This is a genomic window from Superficieibacter sp. HKU1 (assembly GCF_029319185.1).
Taxonomy (GTDB): Bacteria; Pseudomonadota; Gammaproteobacteria; order Enterobacterales; family Enterobacteriaceae; genus Superficieibacter.
Map to the genome: position 1 here is coordinate 2,933,512 of NZ_CP119754.1, position 16,577 is coordinate 2,950,088.

Below are 16,577 nucleotides of genomic sequence, written 5' to 3' on the forward strand. Positions count from 1 at the left end.
TGGTTTTATTAATATTTGAGACGATTGGACTGCTGCACATAATCTTCAATGGCAATTGTGGCTCCCAGCCTTTCATACAGCATAAGAATACTTATCATCACTTCTCCGCCATACGATAATAAATCATCCGGTGCGGTATGATTTTCTTCGTTCGCTAAAAATTGCAGTTGCTCAATAATGTCATGGTATTCGCCGTAAATACCAATGGCCACATTATTTGCAGGAATACATTCCTGACAATAACGCAACGCATCCGCCGCTTTTTCCGGTATTGAGCGCCGATGTATAAAGATAACCATTAGCTCGCGGAGCTTAACCATCATCAATGTATTATTCATATATTCTCCTCCCAATACGAACGCCAGTAATAACTGATTGGGTGATAATTCGCTTTAAAATGTAAAAAATTGGGTTGCATTAAAATTCTCACATCTCAAATCTGAACTCAATGTTAATAATATGTTTCATTGATTAATGTCAATATCGTAATATCATTATATGTTTTAATAATAATTAACATTTAATTCATTCATGCCACACCTGAATTTACGCTAATTATTTTAGCTTTAAGGAGCGCGCGCACGCCTGTTTGACTAAAAAAAAACCTGCCGGAACCGGCAGCTTCTCAGTCGGTGACGCAGAAGTCGGACAAACGGTACTATTCATATCGTGAATAACAGGTATTCTACAAGAGGCGCTTAAGCCCTGTTACTTTCGATTTCGTGGAACAATCCTTCTATGCAAAAACTATTTCGCGTGCCGCTGCTGCTGGCGCTGTTGTCCTGTCTGATGATGCCGTGTTTTTCCTGGGCCGATGAGGCGACGGGTCAAAATGACGTTGAGCAGCCGCAGCCGGTGAAAGTGAACGTCAGTACGGCGCTGCCCGCGCTACAAAAACGGCTGGATTCGCTTAAACAGCGGGTAGCAACGGCAAAAGCGGATAAGCAGTTCACCACTCTGAATGACGATGCGCAAAAACTGGCTGCCGATGCCGAGAAACTGGCCGTCGCGCTGGCGCCGCAACTGGCGCAGATCCAGGGACAGTTAGACGTATTAGGCCCGGCCCCGGCGCCCGGTACCCTGACGGAAACGCCACAGGTGATTAGCCAGCGTAATAAACTGAATAACAATAAAACGCAGCTCACCACCCAGATCGAGCAAACCAAGGCGATAGGCGTAGGCGCGCAAAATCTTTCGGCGCAAATTTCCGGAATGCGCCGCGATGCGCTGAAAACGCAGATTGCCCTTAATACCGGCAGTATTCTTGGCGCAAAATTCTGGACGCCGCTCATCAGCCCGAGTGAAAAGGACGCCGCGCGGTTTGATGAGTTCGGTGCGCAGGTGGCTAGCGCGTGGAGTCAGGCATGGGACGATGAATGGCGCATCGGCAGCGGCTTTTTACTGCTACTGGCGCTGGCAATTGGCCTTGCTGGCCGCCGCGTGCTGGACAGACCGATTAACTGGATCCTGCCGCGCTGGCTGCCACAGGGCCGCTTTCGCCGCAGTTTCCTCGCCTTATTTACGACCTTAAGTACCACGCTGACGCTTGGGATCAGCATGCAGTTGCTGTGTTATATCTTTACCCGCCTGCCGGATACCACCCAGCCCGTGACTGAGTTTGCCGAGCTGCTAATTGGTCTGACCTACTTCTCGGCGGTTATCGCCGGACTGGGGATCGCCCTGCTGTCAAATCGTCACCCCTCCTGGCGGTTGCCGGGCATTGCCGATCCGCTCGCCAAAACGCTGGCCTCATTCCCTGTTCTGCTGGCCACCTTTATCTTCATTTTTGGCATTGTCGAACAGCTCAACGGTCTGATCGGGGCCAGCATTGACGCTACGCTGTTCGGTAACGGGCTGTCGGCGCTGCTGGTGGCGATTAACTGTCTGATCGCACCAATACGGGTTAACCGGATGCGGCGGACCATGCGTGCCGAAGGGGAGCAAACCGAGGCACGCTCAACTCTGGCGGGCCTGATTCATTTGCTGATAAGCCTTACCGCCTTTGTGATCCTGATGGCGCTGCTGATCGGCTATATTCCGCTGGCGCGTTTTGTCACTTTTGAACTGCTGTGGATTGGCCTGGTGGTCAGCTCGCTATATCTGCTGATTCATTTTGTGGTGGATCTGTGCGAAAGCGTATTTTCCCCCTCGACGCACAGCGGCAAAATTCTCAAAAGCACGCTTAGCCTGAACGATCGCCATCTCTCTCTGGCTTCCACCCTGTTCTCGGCCCTCGGCAAAAGTAGCCTGCTGCTGATGGCTGCGGTCGCCCTGCTCAATGGCACCTTTGGCACCACCACGCCGCTGGAGTTGCTGAGTAAAATTGCCGATATCTGGGGCGGTAAAGGGCCGGAGGAAATGAAAATTATCCCGGCCCATGCGGTTAATGCCGTACTGTGCCTGGTGATTGGCTGGTACGTGTTGCGCTCGTCGCGCCGCTGGCTGGACAACGATTTCCTGCCCAAAACCATGATGGATCGGGGTATGCGCGCGTCGCTGGTGACCCTGTTCACCAACGTAGGCTACGTGCTGATTATTATGCTGACGCTCTCGATGCTCGGCATTGAGTGGAACAAGCTGGCGTGGATTGTCAGCGCCCTGTCGGTAGGGATCGGTTTTGGTCTCCAGGAAATTGTGAAGAACTTTATCTCCGGGCTGATCCTGTTAACGGAACGGCCAGTTAAAGTGGGCGATCTGGTCAGTATCAGCGGAGTGGAAGGCGATATTCGACGTATTAACGTGCGTGCCACGGAAATCCAGCTCGGCGATAAGTCGACGGTTATTGTGCCCAATTCCCAGCTCATTTCACAGAACGTACGTAACGCCACGATGGGTAACGCGCAGGGCGTCGCCACCATCACCCTTACCTTCCCGCTGGATATCGATCCACAGAAGGTGCGCGATTTACTGCTGGAAGCCTACAACCTGCATGAGTCAGTGCTGGAAACCCCCTCGCCATCGGTGAGCTTTAAAGAACTGGGTCCGACCGGGATCGTGTTAAGCGTGACGGGTTATGTGAATAGCCCGCGTATGGTGAGCGCCACCCGCAGCGATCTGCTGTACGAAATTTTGAAAATGCTGCGCGATGAGGGGATCAGCCTGAGCCAGACCCAGACCATGATCCTGGAACAACCCACGCCGCGGCCTGCGACCGAAGAGTAATTATTGCCCGCGCAGTATGCTCAACAGAAGCTGAAAACAGGCTTCTGGCTGCGGTGCCAGCGGCTGCGGGCTGCGCATCAGGGCTACCGTGCGGGCCAGTGCCGGTTGCTGGAGCTGCACGACTTTCAGCTGCGGATCGCATAAATGAGTGGTATAGAGCTGCGGCAGAATCGCCACCGCCAGTCGGGAGCGCACCAGCCCGTAAAGCGTCTCAATATAGTCAACCTGATAGCGTAGCCGTAAGGTCAGGCGCTGGCTTTCCACCAGCGCCGACACCAGACGCGGGACGTTGCCTCGGGAAAAGACGGCAATATCCCGGGATACAAGCTGTTTCCACGGCAGATGCGCGGAATCCGCCAGCGGATCGTCACAGTGAATCAGCGCGATAAACGCATCTTCCCGTAGCGGAAAGGTCTGAAGCTCTGCGGGAACGGCGCTATCCAGCGCGCCAATGCCGAAATCAATCCCACCGTCGCGGATCTCTGCCACCAGCGAGTCGTTGGTATGATCGTGGAACTCAAGCTTTACGCGAGGGAAAGCCTGGGCCAGTTTTTCAGGTACCGAGGGGAACAGAAGCGAGCTCACGGAGGGAACCAGACCGATGCGCAAGGTGCCGTCACCGCCAGCGTCGACAATTTGCTGCATATCCTCAAACGCCCGCTGCGCCACGCTCAGCACGCGCTGAGCGTGCGGTAAAATCGCCACGCCCAGCTCTGTCAAAGAGACCGAAGACGCGGTACGGTTCACCAGTTTGCCGCCCAGCACGATTTCAATTTGCCGCAGCGCACTGCTCAGCGCAGGCTGGCTGATGGCAAGGCGGCTGGCGGTATCGGTAAAATGCCGTAGCTGTGCCAACGTGACAAAATACTGTAGCTGTTTCAAAGAAAGCGCGGGTAACCGCCGCCAGGGTTCCATCATTGTTGTCTTCAGAGGTTGTCCGTTCGCCTCAGAATAACTCTTTCTTATCGCATCATAAAATTATTCAGATAGGCAAACGTTTGCCGTCCCCCTACAGTAGGGCAACTTTTTTGATCGGATACTGTTTTTATGAGTGCGACAGATGATACCCGCCGTCGGGCTGTGCAGGCCGCCAGAGGCGAAATTCCTTTCGATCTTCTGCTGACCGATGCACACATCGTCGATATGGTGACGGGTGAGATCCGCGAGGCCGACGTCGGGATCAGCGGGGAATGGATTGCCAGTGTTCATCCACGCGGGCAGCATAAGGCGGCGAAAGAAATCCATTCGCTCGCCGGGAGCTTCCTCTCACCGGGCCTGATTGATACCCATGTCCATCTTGAGAGCTCACATCTTACTCCGGCACGCTACGCGCAAATCGTGCTGGCACAGGGAACCACGGCGGTATTCTGGGATCCCCATGAACTGGCCAATGTGCTCGGTATCGACGGCGTAAAATATGCCGTCGAGGCCAGCCGGGATCTCCCCCTGCATGTGATGATCGCCGCCCCCTCCAGCGTGCCATCAACGCCCGGTCTTGAGATGTCCGGCGCGGACTTTGCGGGGGAAGAGATAGCTTCATTGCTGAGCTGGCCGGAAGTCCGTGGGGTGGCGGAGGTGATGGATATGCACGGCGTGCTGCACGGTAGCGAGCGTATGCAGGCGATCCTCGCCGCCGGACAACGCAGTGGTAAGCTGATTGAAGGCCATGCCAGAGGGTTGAGCGGTGCCGATTTGCAGGCGTATCTCACCGCGGGCGTGACCTCCGATCATGAGCTGGTTTCCGCCGACGATGCGCTGGAAAAACTGCGCGCGGGTTTGTCATTGCAGATTCGCGGTTCGCATCCCTATCTGCTGCCCGGTATTGTTACAGCATTGATGACCCTTCCGCATCTGTCTTCACAAATCACCGTCTGTACCGATGATGTGCCACCGGATGTGCTGCTGGAAAAAGGCGGCATTATTGCTCTGCTCAATACCCTGATTGCCCACGGTCTGCCCGCCACCGAGGCGCTGCGTTTTGCGACGTTTAATGCCGCCCTCCGTCTGCAGCGTCACGATTTGGGCCTGATTGCGGCGGGTCGGCGTGCCGATCTGGTGGTTTTTGATTCCCTGGAGACGCTGACGGCTCGCCAGGTATATGTTGCAGGCAATCTGATTGCCCGTGACGGCAGGATGCTAAACGCGATTGTACCGATGGCGGAAAGCCTGCCGCCGCAGAATACCATGCAGCTTCCTCCCGCGGTGGAGGAGGATTTTGTACTGCGACTCGCGGCTATTCAGCACGGCGAGGCGCGGCTGCGTCACATTCGCGGCGCGCGTTTTACGCAGTGGGGCGAGGTGGATGTGCAAATTCGCCATGGAAAAGTGGTGATCCCCGACGGGTTTAGCCTTATCTGGGTGCGTCATCGTCACGGTCGCCACGAGGCCAAACCGCAGATGGCACTGCTGGAAGGATGGGGCGAACTGGACGGCGCAATTGCCACCAGCTATTCCCACGACTCGCATAATCTGGTGGTGCTGGGACGCGATCCGGCAGAGATGGCGCGCGCGGCCGGGCAGCTTATTGCCAGTGGCGGCGGTATGGCGCTGGCACAGCACGGTAACATTATTGCTCATGTGGCGATGCCGATTGCGGGCATCCTTTCCGATCTGCCGGCGGAAGAACTGGCCGCGCGGTTTAGCGATCTTCGCCAGCGCAGTGAGGATATCGCTGAGTGGGAGCCACCGTATCGTGTCTTTAAAGCGATTGAAGGCACCTGTCTGGCCTGTAATGCCGGACCGCATCTTACCGATCTGGGGTTAACCGACGGGCTGACGCGGCAAATTGTCGACCCGCTGATTTCATGCCGGGAGCTTCCCGAAGAAACGCCATCTGAGTATCGCCAAAGGAGAACACATAATGGCCGAAAATAGCGTCAATACGCCGGTATCGGGGAACTGGCTGGAACGACGTTTTGCCCTGTACTCACGTCAAAGTACGGTAAAAACAGAGTGCCTGGCCGGGATAACGGGTTTTCTGGCCGCCGCCTATTTGCTGGTTGTGATCCCCGGCTTACTGGCCGCGGGTGGCATAGATAAAGGCGCGGCGACCACCGGCACTATTCTGGTTTTTGTTGCCGGTACTCTGCTGATGGCGTTTTACGGCAACCTGCCGTTTATTGTAGGTCCGGGTATCGGCGGATCGGTGCTGGTGGGCGTAACGCTGGCGGGAAGTGAAGGGGTTGGCTGGCAAATCGGGCTCGGCATCGCCTGCTGGTCCGGCATTTTATTTTTCCTGCTTACCTGTCTTGGCCTGCGTGAAATCGTAACGCGCTCGGTTCCGCAATCGATAAAGCTGGGGCTGACGGCCTCCATCGGGCTGTTTGTCGCGGTACTGGGGTTTCGCAATGCCGGTCTGGTGCTGGCTAACGCAAAAAGTAACGCGCTGATGCTGGGCGACTTTCTCTCTCCCGGCGCGCTGGTCGCGCTATGCGGGTTATTTGTGGCTATCGCCCTTCAGGCGCGGCGTATTCCGGGCGCGATCCTGTGGGCTATTCTCTTCGCCACGCTGATTGGCATTCCGGCGGACGTAACGCGTTTGCCTGAGCATTTCATTGCCCTGCCCCACTCCCTGGCACCGGTACTCGGTCAGGTCGATCTGTTTGGCGCATTAAATGTCGTTTTTCTGCCTTTCCTGTTTGTTTTCTTCGCGTCTGAATTTTTTTCGACGATGGGAACCACCCTGGCCGTTGGTGGCGAGGCCGGATTGCTGGATAAAGACGGAAATATGCCCCAAATCAATCGCCCGTTTATCGTCGATTCTATCGTTGCCGCGCTGGGGCCGTGGACGGGGATCCCTGCCGCCACCGCCCTGATTGAGTCCTCCGCTGCCGCAGAAGCCGGGGGAAAAACCGGGATGACCGCACTGGCCGCGGCGATGATGTTCCTGCTGATGCTGTTTTTTACCCCGCTGGCGCTGATGATCCCTAAAGAAGCCACCGCGCCCGCGCTGATCCTGATTGGTCTGAATATGTTCAGCGGCCTGCGCAAAGTCGACCTGGCGAACTTTACCGATGGCCTGCCGGTACTGATGATGGTGATGATTACCCTGATCGCTAACAGTTTCGGTACCGGTATCGCTGGCGGACTGCTGTTTTTTATTGTCATTAAAGCGATTGCCGGTAAATGGCGTGAAATTCCGCTGGGTCTATGGATTATGGCGATCCCGCTGGTTTATTATTTTGCCACGCTGGTCAGGCATTAAAAGCACGCGGGTGACATAGTTCACCCGCGTCAGACGTTATACCGTGGAATTATGCCCGGCGGCGCTTCGCTTGCACGGGCCTGCAGATGATATATAACCTACCACCGCCATCCGGCGTTAATCGTATTTGACATGGATTAATGCCGTTGCCTTAAGTCCACCCGGTTTGACTTTGTTTTTGTCATAAACATAATAGCTGGCGGTCAATGGAATAGTGACTTGCGCATTGCTGATAATTCCCGCCTTGTTAATGCTCCACAAATTATCCGCGCTGGCAGAACTGCTCTCCACCGAAGATATATTGACGATTTTATTATTATGTTCCAGCACAAAGCCCACACCATTATGAGCATCGCCCTTTAATATTGAACGACTTCCGCTGGCTAAATCGCTGCTGGAAAGATAAACCGCCATTTTCCGCGAAGTTTGCTTACTGGTACCAAACAGGTTGTCGCATTGCAGTTCAATATTACCCGTCGTGCTCCTGAGCGTAGCTTTCCCCGTGGCGGGAAGTTCTGAAAGCGCGATACCTGGCAGCGTCATGGTTAAATCCTTTGCCTTACAGGTCGTTTTCTTCGGGTTGTAGTGGATGGTAAGATTTTCCACATAGGTATCGCCTTTAAGGGCTGTGGTTATATAGTCAACGCAGCCAGACCACCCCATTCCCTTACAAACCGCCAACGCTAAATTTATTAAAAAATTAGAGTTACCGCCGGTATTTGCTGCCATAACGCCAGGTAGCGTGATTGAAGCAGATCCTGTACCCGATGGTTCGTAGGAATCATGGGTAATCTTAACGGTATAATTAACCGTTTTTTCAGTCATCTCTGTCGTACCCACATTTTCAGACGTTTTTGGCACTGTGACGCTGATTTTCAGGTTCTCTCCGTTACTGAAAGGCCCAACCAGCTTATTCGTTGCCAGTGTCATATACGAGATAACATCTTTCTCTGAACTGCATTTTATGCCGGAAAACGTGGCCATTACCGACTGGCTATCCTGCCCTGTGACCGGAAACATTTCATTAATCGTAATAACACCCGTATGTTCTAATGACATATTGGTTAATTGACAGTTTGCCCACGAATAGCCAAAGCTACACCACAGCATGACTGCCAGAATTAAATTATTATTCATTACGCTGTCCTTAATGGTTACCGGCAAATGTAGATGTGCCTTTCATCAATCTTATTATTTAAGGTGATGGCGCATTTATTTTGCTGTTGTTTATCCGTCGCTACGTAGATCACTGGTGGCACGTCATTGGTGCGGATAAAAAGCTGACTTCCCTGACCGACGACGCCGATGTTATGGCCGCGCTCATCTTCCACCGCATAACCAAAGGTCAGGGGTGAACCATCCGTACGCAACGCTCTGATAAGCCACGGCTTGCGCCGGTCGGTAGCAAATTGCACCTGTAAGACCGCGCCACGATAAGGTGCCACCACTTTGCGATTGCCGCGTAATTCAGTCTCGCTTTCACTCTGCGAGGTATCGAGCATTAAATGGTTTTCCCGGTACGGCGTCAGATTGTCATAAACGACCGTGCCTTTATTATCGGTGGTGCGGTATTTTTGCCCGTTAACCCATGCTCCTTCCAGCCCCGGCGCCTGCATTACCGCAATGGTCTCTGAGAGCTGGTTAGCCAGATTCACGCCGCCAGACCATGCCACTACGCCGCCGGAAAGGCTGGCCCCGCTCTGCGTGTATTCAGACGACTGACTATAACTGCCGTTGAGCGTCGCGAAAGGCGTATTCCACGTCAGGTTAGCCCCGGCGGTGGTTTCACTGCGCTGCCGCTGATGGCTGACATTAATGCCGTAATTAAACTGATCGTGCTTTCCGACCGTTCCTGCCAGCCCGGTATTGTTCGAGGCAAAACCCTTGTCATCAAACAGCGTCGAGTTTGATAAATTCACATGGCGACGCGGCGTAGTAATGCCGTCTCCCCAGTTGAACGGAACCGAGAAAAAGAGGTTAAACCGTTTCTCTTCACGGCGCTCGTCGTCATAGGTTTGACTTGCCGATACGGTATAGCTGAGCTGCCGCCAGCGATTTGAATAACTTAACTGGTAATCCTTACTGCTGCCGCTACGTCCCCAATAGTTGCGCCACAGGCTGCTCAGCGCCAGCGAACCCCAGCCCTCCGGCAATGACTGGCTCATGTTGGCGGAAAAGCTGTTTTTACGCCCGAAGTCGTTCTGGTAGTAATCGGCGATATCATAAATATCGTTTTCGTCCCGCGCATATTCACGTTTATTATTCGCCCAGACATGATCGTTAAGGGTGCGATAGTCTCGTGACGAGTAGCGATATGCTGCCAGGCCAAAACGGGTGGCGGTTTGCGTCAGATATTTGTTATAGGCAATCTGGTAACTTTGGCCGTCAAAAACATCACCATTATCCTGCTTACTGTGGGATCGCGTTACATCGACGGAAATAGCGCCCAGGCGGGTATTCCAGCCGGTGCCCAGGGTAAAGGCGTAATAATCATCAGACAGCATCGTGCCGCCGTAAAGCGTCAGCACGTTATTTAAACCATACTGATAGCTGAGCTGAGCAAAATCAGCCTGGTGATTGGCACCTTCAATCGCACTGCGCCCGGCAACCACATCATATTTTGCTACCCCAGGTTGCAACATATTTGGTACCGCCGCAAACGGCACCAGATAACGGGTGACAGAACCATCGGCTTCTTTAACCGTGACATCAAGATCCGCACCGCCGCCCGCCAGTTGCAGATCGGCGATGGAAAAAGGCCCCGGCGGCACCTCTCTCTGATAAACAATAAAATTGTTCTGCTCAATGGTCACCAGCGCGTTACTGCGGGCGATACCCTGCACCAGCGGCGTAAAATTTTGCTTTGAATTAGGTAACATTTGCATGTCGCGATAAATCCGCACCCCGCGAAAGCGTAGCGCGTCAAAGATATCCGCAGACGTATACATCTCCCCGGCGCGCAGCGTCGCCAGCAGGGAGGCAACGCCTCTCTCCAGATAAAGCGTGTTGCTTTTCCATTCGCCGGAACTGTCGTCAGCTTTGTTATAACTGGCGTCGGAATGGAGCTGCCAGCCCAGTAAATTTATGCCGCTGCTAAAACGGGCGTAGGTACTTTTATTATTGCCCGCATGTTTATAATCGCTGAAATACTGACTGAGATAGTACGACGTATAAAATGCGTTAATCCCGCGATCCCAGTTTTCAGGTAATACATAACCCGCCTCAACGTCATTCACAAAAGCCTGTGGAACCACTAAATCAAGGCGGAAGGTACCGATGTCGAAAGAATAGCTACCGCCTCTTACTACAGTTTTCAATGTCAGACAGTCGGCGGACTTGTTTGGCTCAAGTCCCCGAGTGCTAATCCCGAGTTTGCTCAGCATGGAATAAGGGATACAGGTGTTATCCGGCTCATCGTCGATAGCAATATCATATTTTCCACGCCACTGCTTGTTGACATAAATGTCTAATTCATAATTGCCTGACATAGGTTTTTTGTCGTCAATATGAAAATTTGACAGTTTCTGGTCTTTCATGCCACCCATCATAAAATGGGTATCAAAGGTTTCTTCTGCTACCGCGCTGTCCGGGGAAGTTAACAGCAGTAATATTATCGCTGAAGCACGTGGCAACGTCCGTGGCATATTCAGCTCCTGTTATTTTACAGTGACTTTATCACTAATGTAATTACCAAAATCATCAACGATCGTGATCTCATAATGCCTGGCATGCGCATTTTTTAGCGTCACTGTCTGGCTGGATAAAGGGGCCAACATAATGCTTTGGTTATTTATTTTTACACCGCTGGCATGAATATCTGAAATAGTTATCCAGTTAGCGCTGTCATTTTTTATGGTGGCGCTATTTCCGTTTCCTGAAACGCTAAGTTTACGTATTGACTCTTTATTGACCGGGGCAATATTAGCCGGTCGCCAGATAAACTTTATCCGATTTTGCATGGCAAATTTAAGAACGTTTTTATCAGCATTCTCTGGATTGTTTGGTGGGATATCCAGAACGTTGAGAAAAAATAATGTTTCCCGATCTGCCGGTAACGCGTTGGCCATTTTTTTAATTTTAAGCTGCTGGCCGGATGCGCCAGCGACCCGCGACACGGGTGGCGTTAGCATAAAAGGAACCTGGATCTTTTCCGGCGGCAGTGAAGTATCGCCATCGTCAATCCACGCCTGCACCAGCGAAGTTTGTTTTCCCTCGTTCATCAGCTGGACAGTAATCTCTTTTTTTTCAGCCGGATAAATAACGCGAGTGCCGTAAATCACAATGCCAGCCTGAGCGGGCAGGATCATGGCGGAGAATAATAATGCCGCTAATCTTTTCATAGAATGAAGCCTTGCACAGAGAAACAACCGGCGACAGCCGCCGCCGGTAAAGCAGAATTAATCAGTGACGACCGTCATGGTTAAAGTTGATTTAACATCACCGGGAACAACGGTACCTTCTGCACGTGCATAACGGGCGAGGAAATTGAGGGTATATTCGCCTTTTTCGTCCACGTTCAGTTTTACCCCTTTTTGAGGATCGACTTGTGTTTTAGTATCACCGTAATAAACAGCAAAACCGACACCTTTCGCAGAACCGTTATTTAATGTCACGTCTTTACTATCAAACTGGGTGGTGGAAAAACTAATGGTGGGTGCTTTTCCATCGGCGCATTTCACTTTAAGCGGAACGGGGGTATTGGCTTCTACGCCGGTATAAACATCGCCCACATTTAACGATTGCAGTTTGTCGGCACCGATTTCGTTCAGGTTAATTTCAGCTTCGTTGCCGCCAATAAATGTACAGGTTGTGCCCACCACTTTTCCTGTAATTTCAAGGATACCTGCATCTTCATTAGCGGCATACGCCCCGGCGCTCACCAGAACAGAAGACAATACGGAGACAGCAATGAATGAATGTTTCATAGTTACTTCCTTTTTAATAATTAAGTTTCAGTTTCGTAAGAGATGTTAACCACTGAAACAAATTTCTCACATCTAAGAAGTTACTACAATGTAAACACTATGTTTTATTGATTTAAAGCAATTTAATTAATGCATTATAATCTTAACAAATAAGTCACCCTAATGTGTATTTACAGAATGAATCATTTTTCAGGAGAAATAAGCTAAATGATCTACTTAATCAATAAGTAATGCCGATATTATTCATGAAAATAATATCGGCGGAGTGAATTAGCGGAACGTTATTCGTAGCGGTTTAAAATAATATGGCGAGTGGCATCATCAGGCAGAGAAACAATCTCGGTACTCACTCCCCGGGCAGACGAAACGGGGGAGCCGGTAAGCGCTGTCAGTTGAATCGAATTACCGCAGCGCTGCTGCACATTATTGTTGCTGACTTCTGAACTGCAGGTTGGCGTACTGACGCGCCCGTTGATAGTCAGTGTTGCCGTGTCGGAGGCGACGGCAGGAAACGCGCTAATACCGCAGCCGAGAGCCAGGGTTCCCATCAGCAAACACGTTTTCATAATGGTCATCACTCCTTATTTGTTAGCAGAGCTAAGCTGCTCTGTAATAAAAATTATGAGTGTTATTTGCAGGAAAAGCGATACGCTTCAGATAAAGAGTAGCGCCTGTAGAAGGCGCTACTGCGTAACATTATCGTGCCAGCGATGCGGCCATTCTGACCCACGTGTGTCTGCGCCCTCGCACAGCCATTGACAGGGTATAAACCGCCTGCGGATCGGCCATCCCTGCGACGCCAGCATCGCCAAAGTTAAACAGATCGGCCCCGCAGCGTTTGCTGGCAAGGCCAATCTGGCGGATGGTTTCCTCATCAGCCCCTTCCTGGCTGCTGCTGATCGTGGTGATAGCAATCCCGCCTGCCTGCCGTATCGCTGACAGCGCTGCCTCAACGCGTGCTTCAGACGCGCCGCGACAGCTGGCGGGAGCCGGAACCACCGCGCCGTCAGCCCCGGCCGCGATAAAACTGGCATATTCTTCCGCCGGGGCCAGTCCTGCCGCATAAAATTTAGCGACGAGGATCATTTTATCCGTCTGCGCCCGGATCTGTTTTAACGCGTGGCAAACGCGTTGCGCGGTGACGCCAGGCTTGTCATACGCTGTCAGGCAGAAGAAATCGGCGTCGGCAACCTGAGCAAAGTTCGCCAGATTGCAGGCGCGCGGATTATCCTCCGCTTCATCCGCCAGCACTTCCAGACTGACGCCCACCATCCGGCCAGTGAGTTGCTTAAAATGCTGAAGGTCGCGGCAGCCCTGAATGGCCTGGGTGCGGCAATCCATACCTTTCACCAGCAGCAGGTCCGCGCCGAACGCGCACAGCAGTTCGCCGTTGGTGACTTCGCCGTATAATGGCGCGGCACCGGCGGCCACCTCCGCCATGATCGTTCGCCCTTCTGAGGCGATAATCGCCTGCCTCAACTCTCCGCTGCTGGCGGGCTTGGTAAAGTCACTGGTGCGACAGTTTAAAATACGCTGCATATTCTTCTCCTTAAGAAAGCGTCACCAGCGAAGGCGATGGCTGGCGGAAGGCAGTTTCGAGGATCTCCAGATTGGTCAGCGCCTCAACTTCACTGACATAATTCGCGGCACCGTTAGTCAATGTCTCGTACAGCGCATCGTAGACGCGGCCATAATCGCCTTTTACCGGCGGCAAATGTTCGGTATGCGTCTCGCCATGCTCATCGACATATTCCAGCAGCGCGCACTGGCTGTCCGCCGCGAAGTCCGGGTGATCCGGCATAATACCCGCCTTCAGGCTGGTCTCCTGCTAGTCGATTTGATAGCGCACGAAGCTGCCTTTGGTGCCGTGGACAAGGAATTTCGGGTACGGCACTTTGACCAGATGACTGGTTTTGATGATGGCTTTTACGTCGCCGTAAAACAGTTGCGCTTCGAAGGTATCATCCGGGTTGGCCTTCTGGCGCAGGTGACGCAGGTGATAAGCCACCTGCTGCGGGCGACCAAACAGCGACAGGATCTGATCCAGCGTATGCACGCCGAGACCGTAAAACGCGCCGTCGAACGCGCCGCCCGGCTGGAGGTCGGTCTCGGGACGGAAGTAGTCGAAGTGGCTTTCAACCTCAACAATATCGCCCAGTTTACCGCTGTCGATGGCCTGTTTCATGGTCAAAAAGCAGCTGTCAAAACGACGGTTCTGGAAGGGCGACACCAGTAAGCCTTTTTCTTTTGCCAGCGCAAACAGCGTCCTGGCTTCATCGAGGGTGGTGGTAAAGGGTTTTTCCACCAGCACGTTTTTGCCATGCTCCAGGCACAGCTTTGCATAGTGAAAATGGCTGTCAGGCCGGGTACAGATGGTCACCAGGGTGATGTGCGGATCGTTAAGGATCTCATCAATCTTATCGGCAAAGGCGATACCCTTATATTCAGGCAGGCTCTCACGCTGCGGATTGCGCACCACGTCAAAAATGCGTTTAACGGTGAATTTCTCTTTCCGGGTTAAGACGTAGGGCAGATGGTAACGGGTGGCGCTTTTGCCAAAGCCGATGAATGCACTATAAATCACGGTCGTTCTCCTTAACTGTTTATATATGGCAATGCGGCAAGCACGGCGGCTTTGCCGTCCAGCTTACTGAAGTGGCCCGCGTCCAGCGGTTGAACCGGGCAGCGGTCGTTAATTTCTTCACGGATACTTTCGCGCAGGTAGCCTAACTGCGGCCCCAACAGGATGAGGTCGGCTTTTTGATACTCTTCCTGAAGGCGCCCCACGTTGATGGCGTAAATGGTGAATGGGTAGCCCGCCGACTGGGCAAATTGACTCATTTTTCTTGCCATGATGGACGTGGACATGCCTTCATTGCACATCAGAATAATGGTTTTTTCCTGCTGCGTTTTGGGATCGGGTGCGGCAGTCTCAACGGGTATTCCCTCGGCTATCTCATTGACCAGCTTCTGGTTTTTTGCGCTCATCAGCGATCTCTCATAGGCGGCGAGGAACGGCAGGTAAATCGCCACGCCCAGCGCCAGCAGGATGATTTGCAGAATGACGTTGCGGAAATCACCGCCGGATCCCAGCCAGCCGGAGAGTAGCGGCGGCACCGACCACGGTACGTAGGCGACGATTTTTGACACCATTCCCCACTGGGTCGCAAAGTACGCGATGATAAAATTAATCTGCGGATAGATGATGAACGGGATCATGATCAGCGGGTTATATAACACCGGAAAACCAAAAATCACCGGCTCGTTAATGTTAAAGATCCCCGGCGCCAGCACCGTTCTGGCAAATTTCTTATGGCTCGACATTTTGCTGCGCAGGAACAGCGCTATCAGCAGCGCCAGCGTGGTTCCCGTCCCGCCCATATGTCCATACAGATCGCGAAACGGCAGGACGATGATATGCGGCGGCACCTCCCCCTTCGCAAAGGCGGCCATATTCTCCTGCATCGCCACCAGCAACGGCGGTTCGAGGATCGGGTTAATAATGCCGGAAGGATGGATGCCCAGCGAAAACAGCAGATTGGTTAAGGTGGTCAGGGTCAGAAAACCAGGCAGATTGGTCGTCAAATGGACCAGCGGTGCCTGAATCGCTTTCTGAATAATTTCATGCACCTCCATATGGAAAATAGTGTGCACCGCCCCTGCTACTATCGCAAAGGCCAGCACGGTGAGCATGATAGAGAACATCGACTGAAACGACTGCGCTACCATCGGCGGAACGTCATCACCCAGGCGAATTTGCAGCCGTTTGCTGTTGGAGATCCACAGAAAAAGATCGGTTGCCGCCACCGCCGTCAGGATCGCCACAAATACCCCGCCCGCGTTGGTGAGGCCAAAAGAAATGACTCCGCTGACCTGCACCGCCGTTTCGCTGCCGACCGGGATCAGTGAGAGTTGATTGGGCATCAGCACCAGAAACGCCGCCAGCGACACCATCGCCGGGATGACCGACGTGACGAATTTACGTTTGGTGGCGATACTCCAGGAAATCAATACCACCAGCATCAATGACAAAATGTTCATCGTGCCGTTGAGGATTCGATCGCCGACGCTTCTTAATGAAATAAGCGTGTCGCTGGAAAACGCTGAGGCAAGAAAGCCGTTCGGATCGAGGAAAACATAGTTCACCATGATGAACAGACCGGCCAGCACCAGGAATGGCACGGTGATGATAAAGCTGTCACGCAGACTTCGCAGATGAACTTCCGAGGCCATTTTCTGCGAGATATCGGTGATTTTTTGCAGTAGCGTTCCGCTGCCCATAACCT

At 52.7% G+C, this 16,577-nt stretch carries 12 protein-coding genes and 1 pseudogene; 3 read left to right on the forward strand and 10 right to left on the reverse strand.

Going from position 1 to position 16,577, the window contains the following annotated elements:
- Positions 1–8: 8 nt before the first annotated feature.
- Entirely contained in the window at positions 9–338 is a 330-nt protein-coding gene (locus P0H77_RS14100) for a hypothetical protein (RefSeq protein WP_276157485.1), read from the reverse strand.
- Positions 339–738: 400 nt separating this feature from the next.
- Between P0H77_RS14100 and P0H77_RS14105 the strand changes: the two genes are divergently transcribed.
- Entirely contained in the window at positions 739–3,162 is a 2,424-nt protein-coding gene (locus tag P0H77_RS14105) for a DUF3772 domain-containing protein (RefSeq protein WP_276157486.1), read from the forward strand.
- On the opposite strand, the gene P0H77_RS14110 is transcribed toward P0H77_RS14105, so the two are convergent.
- The gene (locus P0H77_RS14110; RefSeq protein ID WP_276157487.1) at positions 3,163–4,080 is read right to left on the reverse strand and encodes a LysR family transcriptional regulator; all 918 of its coding nucleotides are present in this window, start codon (positions 4,078–4,080) and stop codon (positions 3,163–3,165) included. It abuts the gene before it with no gap.
- Positions 4,081–4,209: 129 nt separating this feature from the next.
- Here P0H77_RS14110 and P0H77_RS14115 point away from each other — a divergent pair, with 129 nt between their 5' ends.
- Entirely contained in the window at positions 4,210–6,036 is a 1,827-nt protein-coding gene (locus P0H77_RS14115; protein WP_276157488.1) for an adenine deaminase C-terminal domain-containing protein, read from the forward strand.
- Complete coding sequence (locus P0H77_RS14120) at positions 6,023–7,366, forward strand: NCS2 family permease (protein ID WP_276157489.1); 1,344 nt, start codon at positions 6,023–6,025, stop codon at positions 7,364–7,366. The genes P0H77_RS14115 and P0H77_RS14120 overlap by 14 nt, the downstream gene beginning before the upstream one ends.
- A 117-nt stretch (positions 7,367–7,483) precedes the next feature.
- Here the strand turns inward: P0H77_RS14120 and P0H77_RS14125 are convergent, their stop codons facing one another.
- From P0H77_RS14125 to P0H77_RS14160, 8 genes and pseudogenes are all read right to left on the reverse strand, one after another.
- Positions 7,484–8,503 carry a fimbrial protein gene (locus P0H77_RS14125; RefSeq protein ID WP_276157490.1) on the reverse strand — a complete coding sequence of 340 codons (1,020 nt, stop codon included), beginning with the start codon at positions 8,501–8,503 and terminating at the stop codon, positions 7,484–7,486.
- A 17-nt stretch (positions 8,504–8,520) separates the two neighbouring features.
- On the reverse strand, positions 8,521–11,010 hold the full coding sequence (locus tag P0H77_RS14130) for a fimbrial biogenesis outer membrane usher protein (RefSeq protein ID WP_276157491.1): 2,490 nt from the start codon (positions 11,008–11,010) through the stop codon (positions 8,521–8,523).
- A gap of 12 nt (positions 11,011–11,022) precedes the next feature.
- The gene (locus tag P0H77_RS14135) at positions 11,023–11,706 is read right to left on the reverse strand and encodes a fimbria/pilus periplasmic chaperone (protein WP_276157492.1); all 684 of its coding nucleotides are present in this window, start codon (positions 11,704–11,706) and stop codon (positions 11,023–11,025) included.
- A 57-nt stretch (positions 11,707–11,763) separates the two neighbouring features.
- Positions 11,764–12,291 (reverse strand): fimbrial protein YehD, encoded by a 528-nt coding sequence (yehD, locus tag P0H77_RS14140; RefSeq protein WP_276157493.1) that lies wholly within the window; start codon positions 12,289–12,291, stop codon positions 11,764–11,766.
- 281 nt (positions 12,292–12,572) lie between these two features.
- The gene (locus P0H77_RS14145; protein ID WP_276157494.1) at positions 12,573–12,857 is read right to left on the reverse strand and encodes a DUF2574 family protein; all 285 of its coding nucleotides are present in this window, start codon (positions 12,855–12,857) and stop codon (positions 12,573–12,575) included.
- Positions 12,858–12,987: 130 nt separating this feature from the next.
- The gene (locus tag P0H77_RS14150; protein WP_276157495.1) at positions 12,988–13,830 is read right to left on the reverse strand and encodes a hypothetical protein; all 843 of its coding nucleotides are present in this window, start codon (positions 13,828–13,830) and stop codon (positions 12,988–12,990) included.
- Positions 13,831–13,840: 10 nt separating this feature from the next.
- Positions 13,841–14,875 (reverse strand): annotated as a pseudogene (locus tag P0H77_RS14155) (oxidoreductase).
- A gap of 11 nt (positions 14,876–14,886) precedes the next feature.
- The gene (locus P0H77_RS14160) at positions 14,887–16,572 is read right to left on the reverse strand and encodes a PTS transporter subunit EIIC (protein WP_276157496.1); all 1,686 of its coding nucleotides are present in this window, start codon (positions 16,570–16,572) and stop codon (positions 14,887–14,889) included.
- Positions 16,573–16,577: the final 5 nt, after the last annotated feature.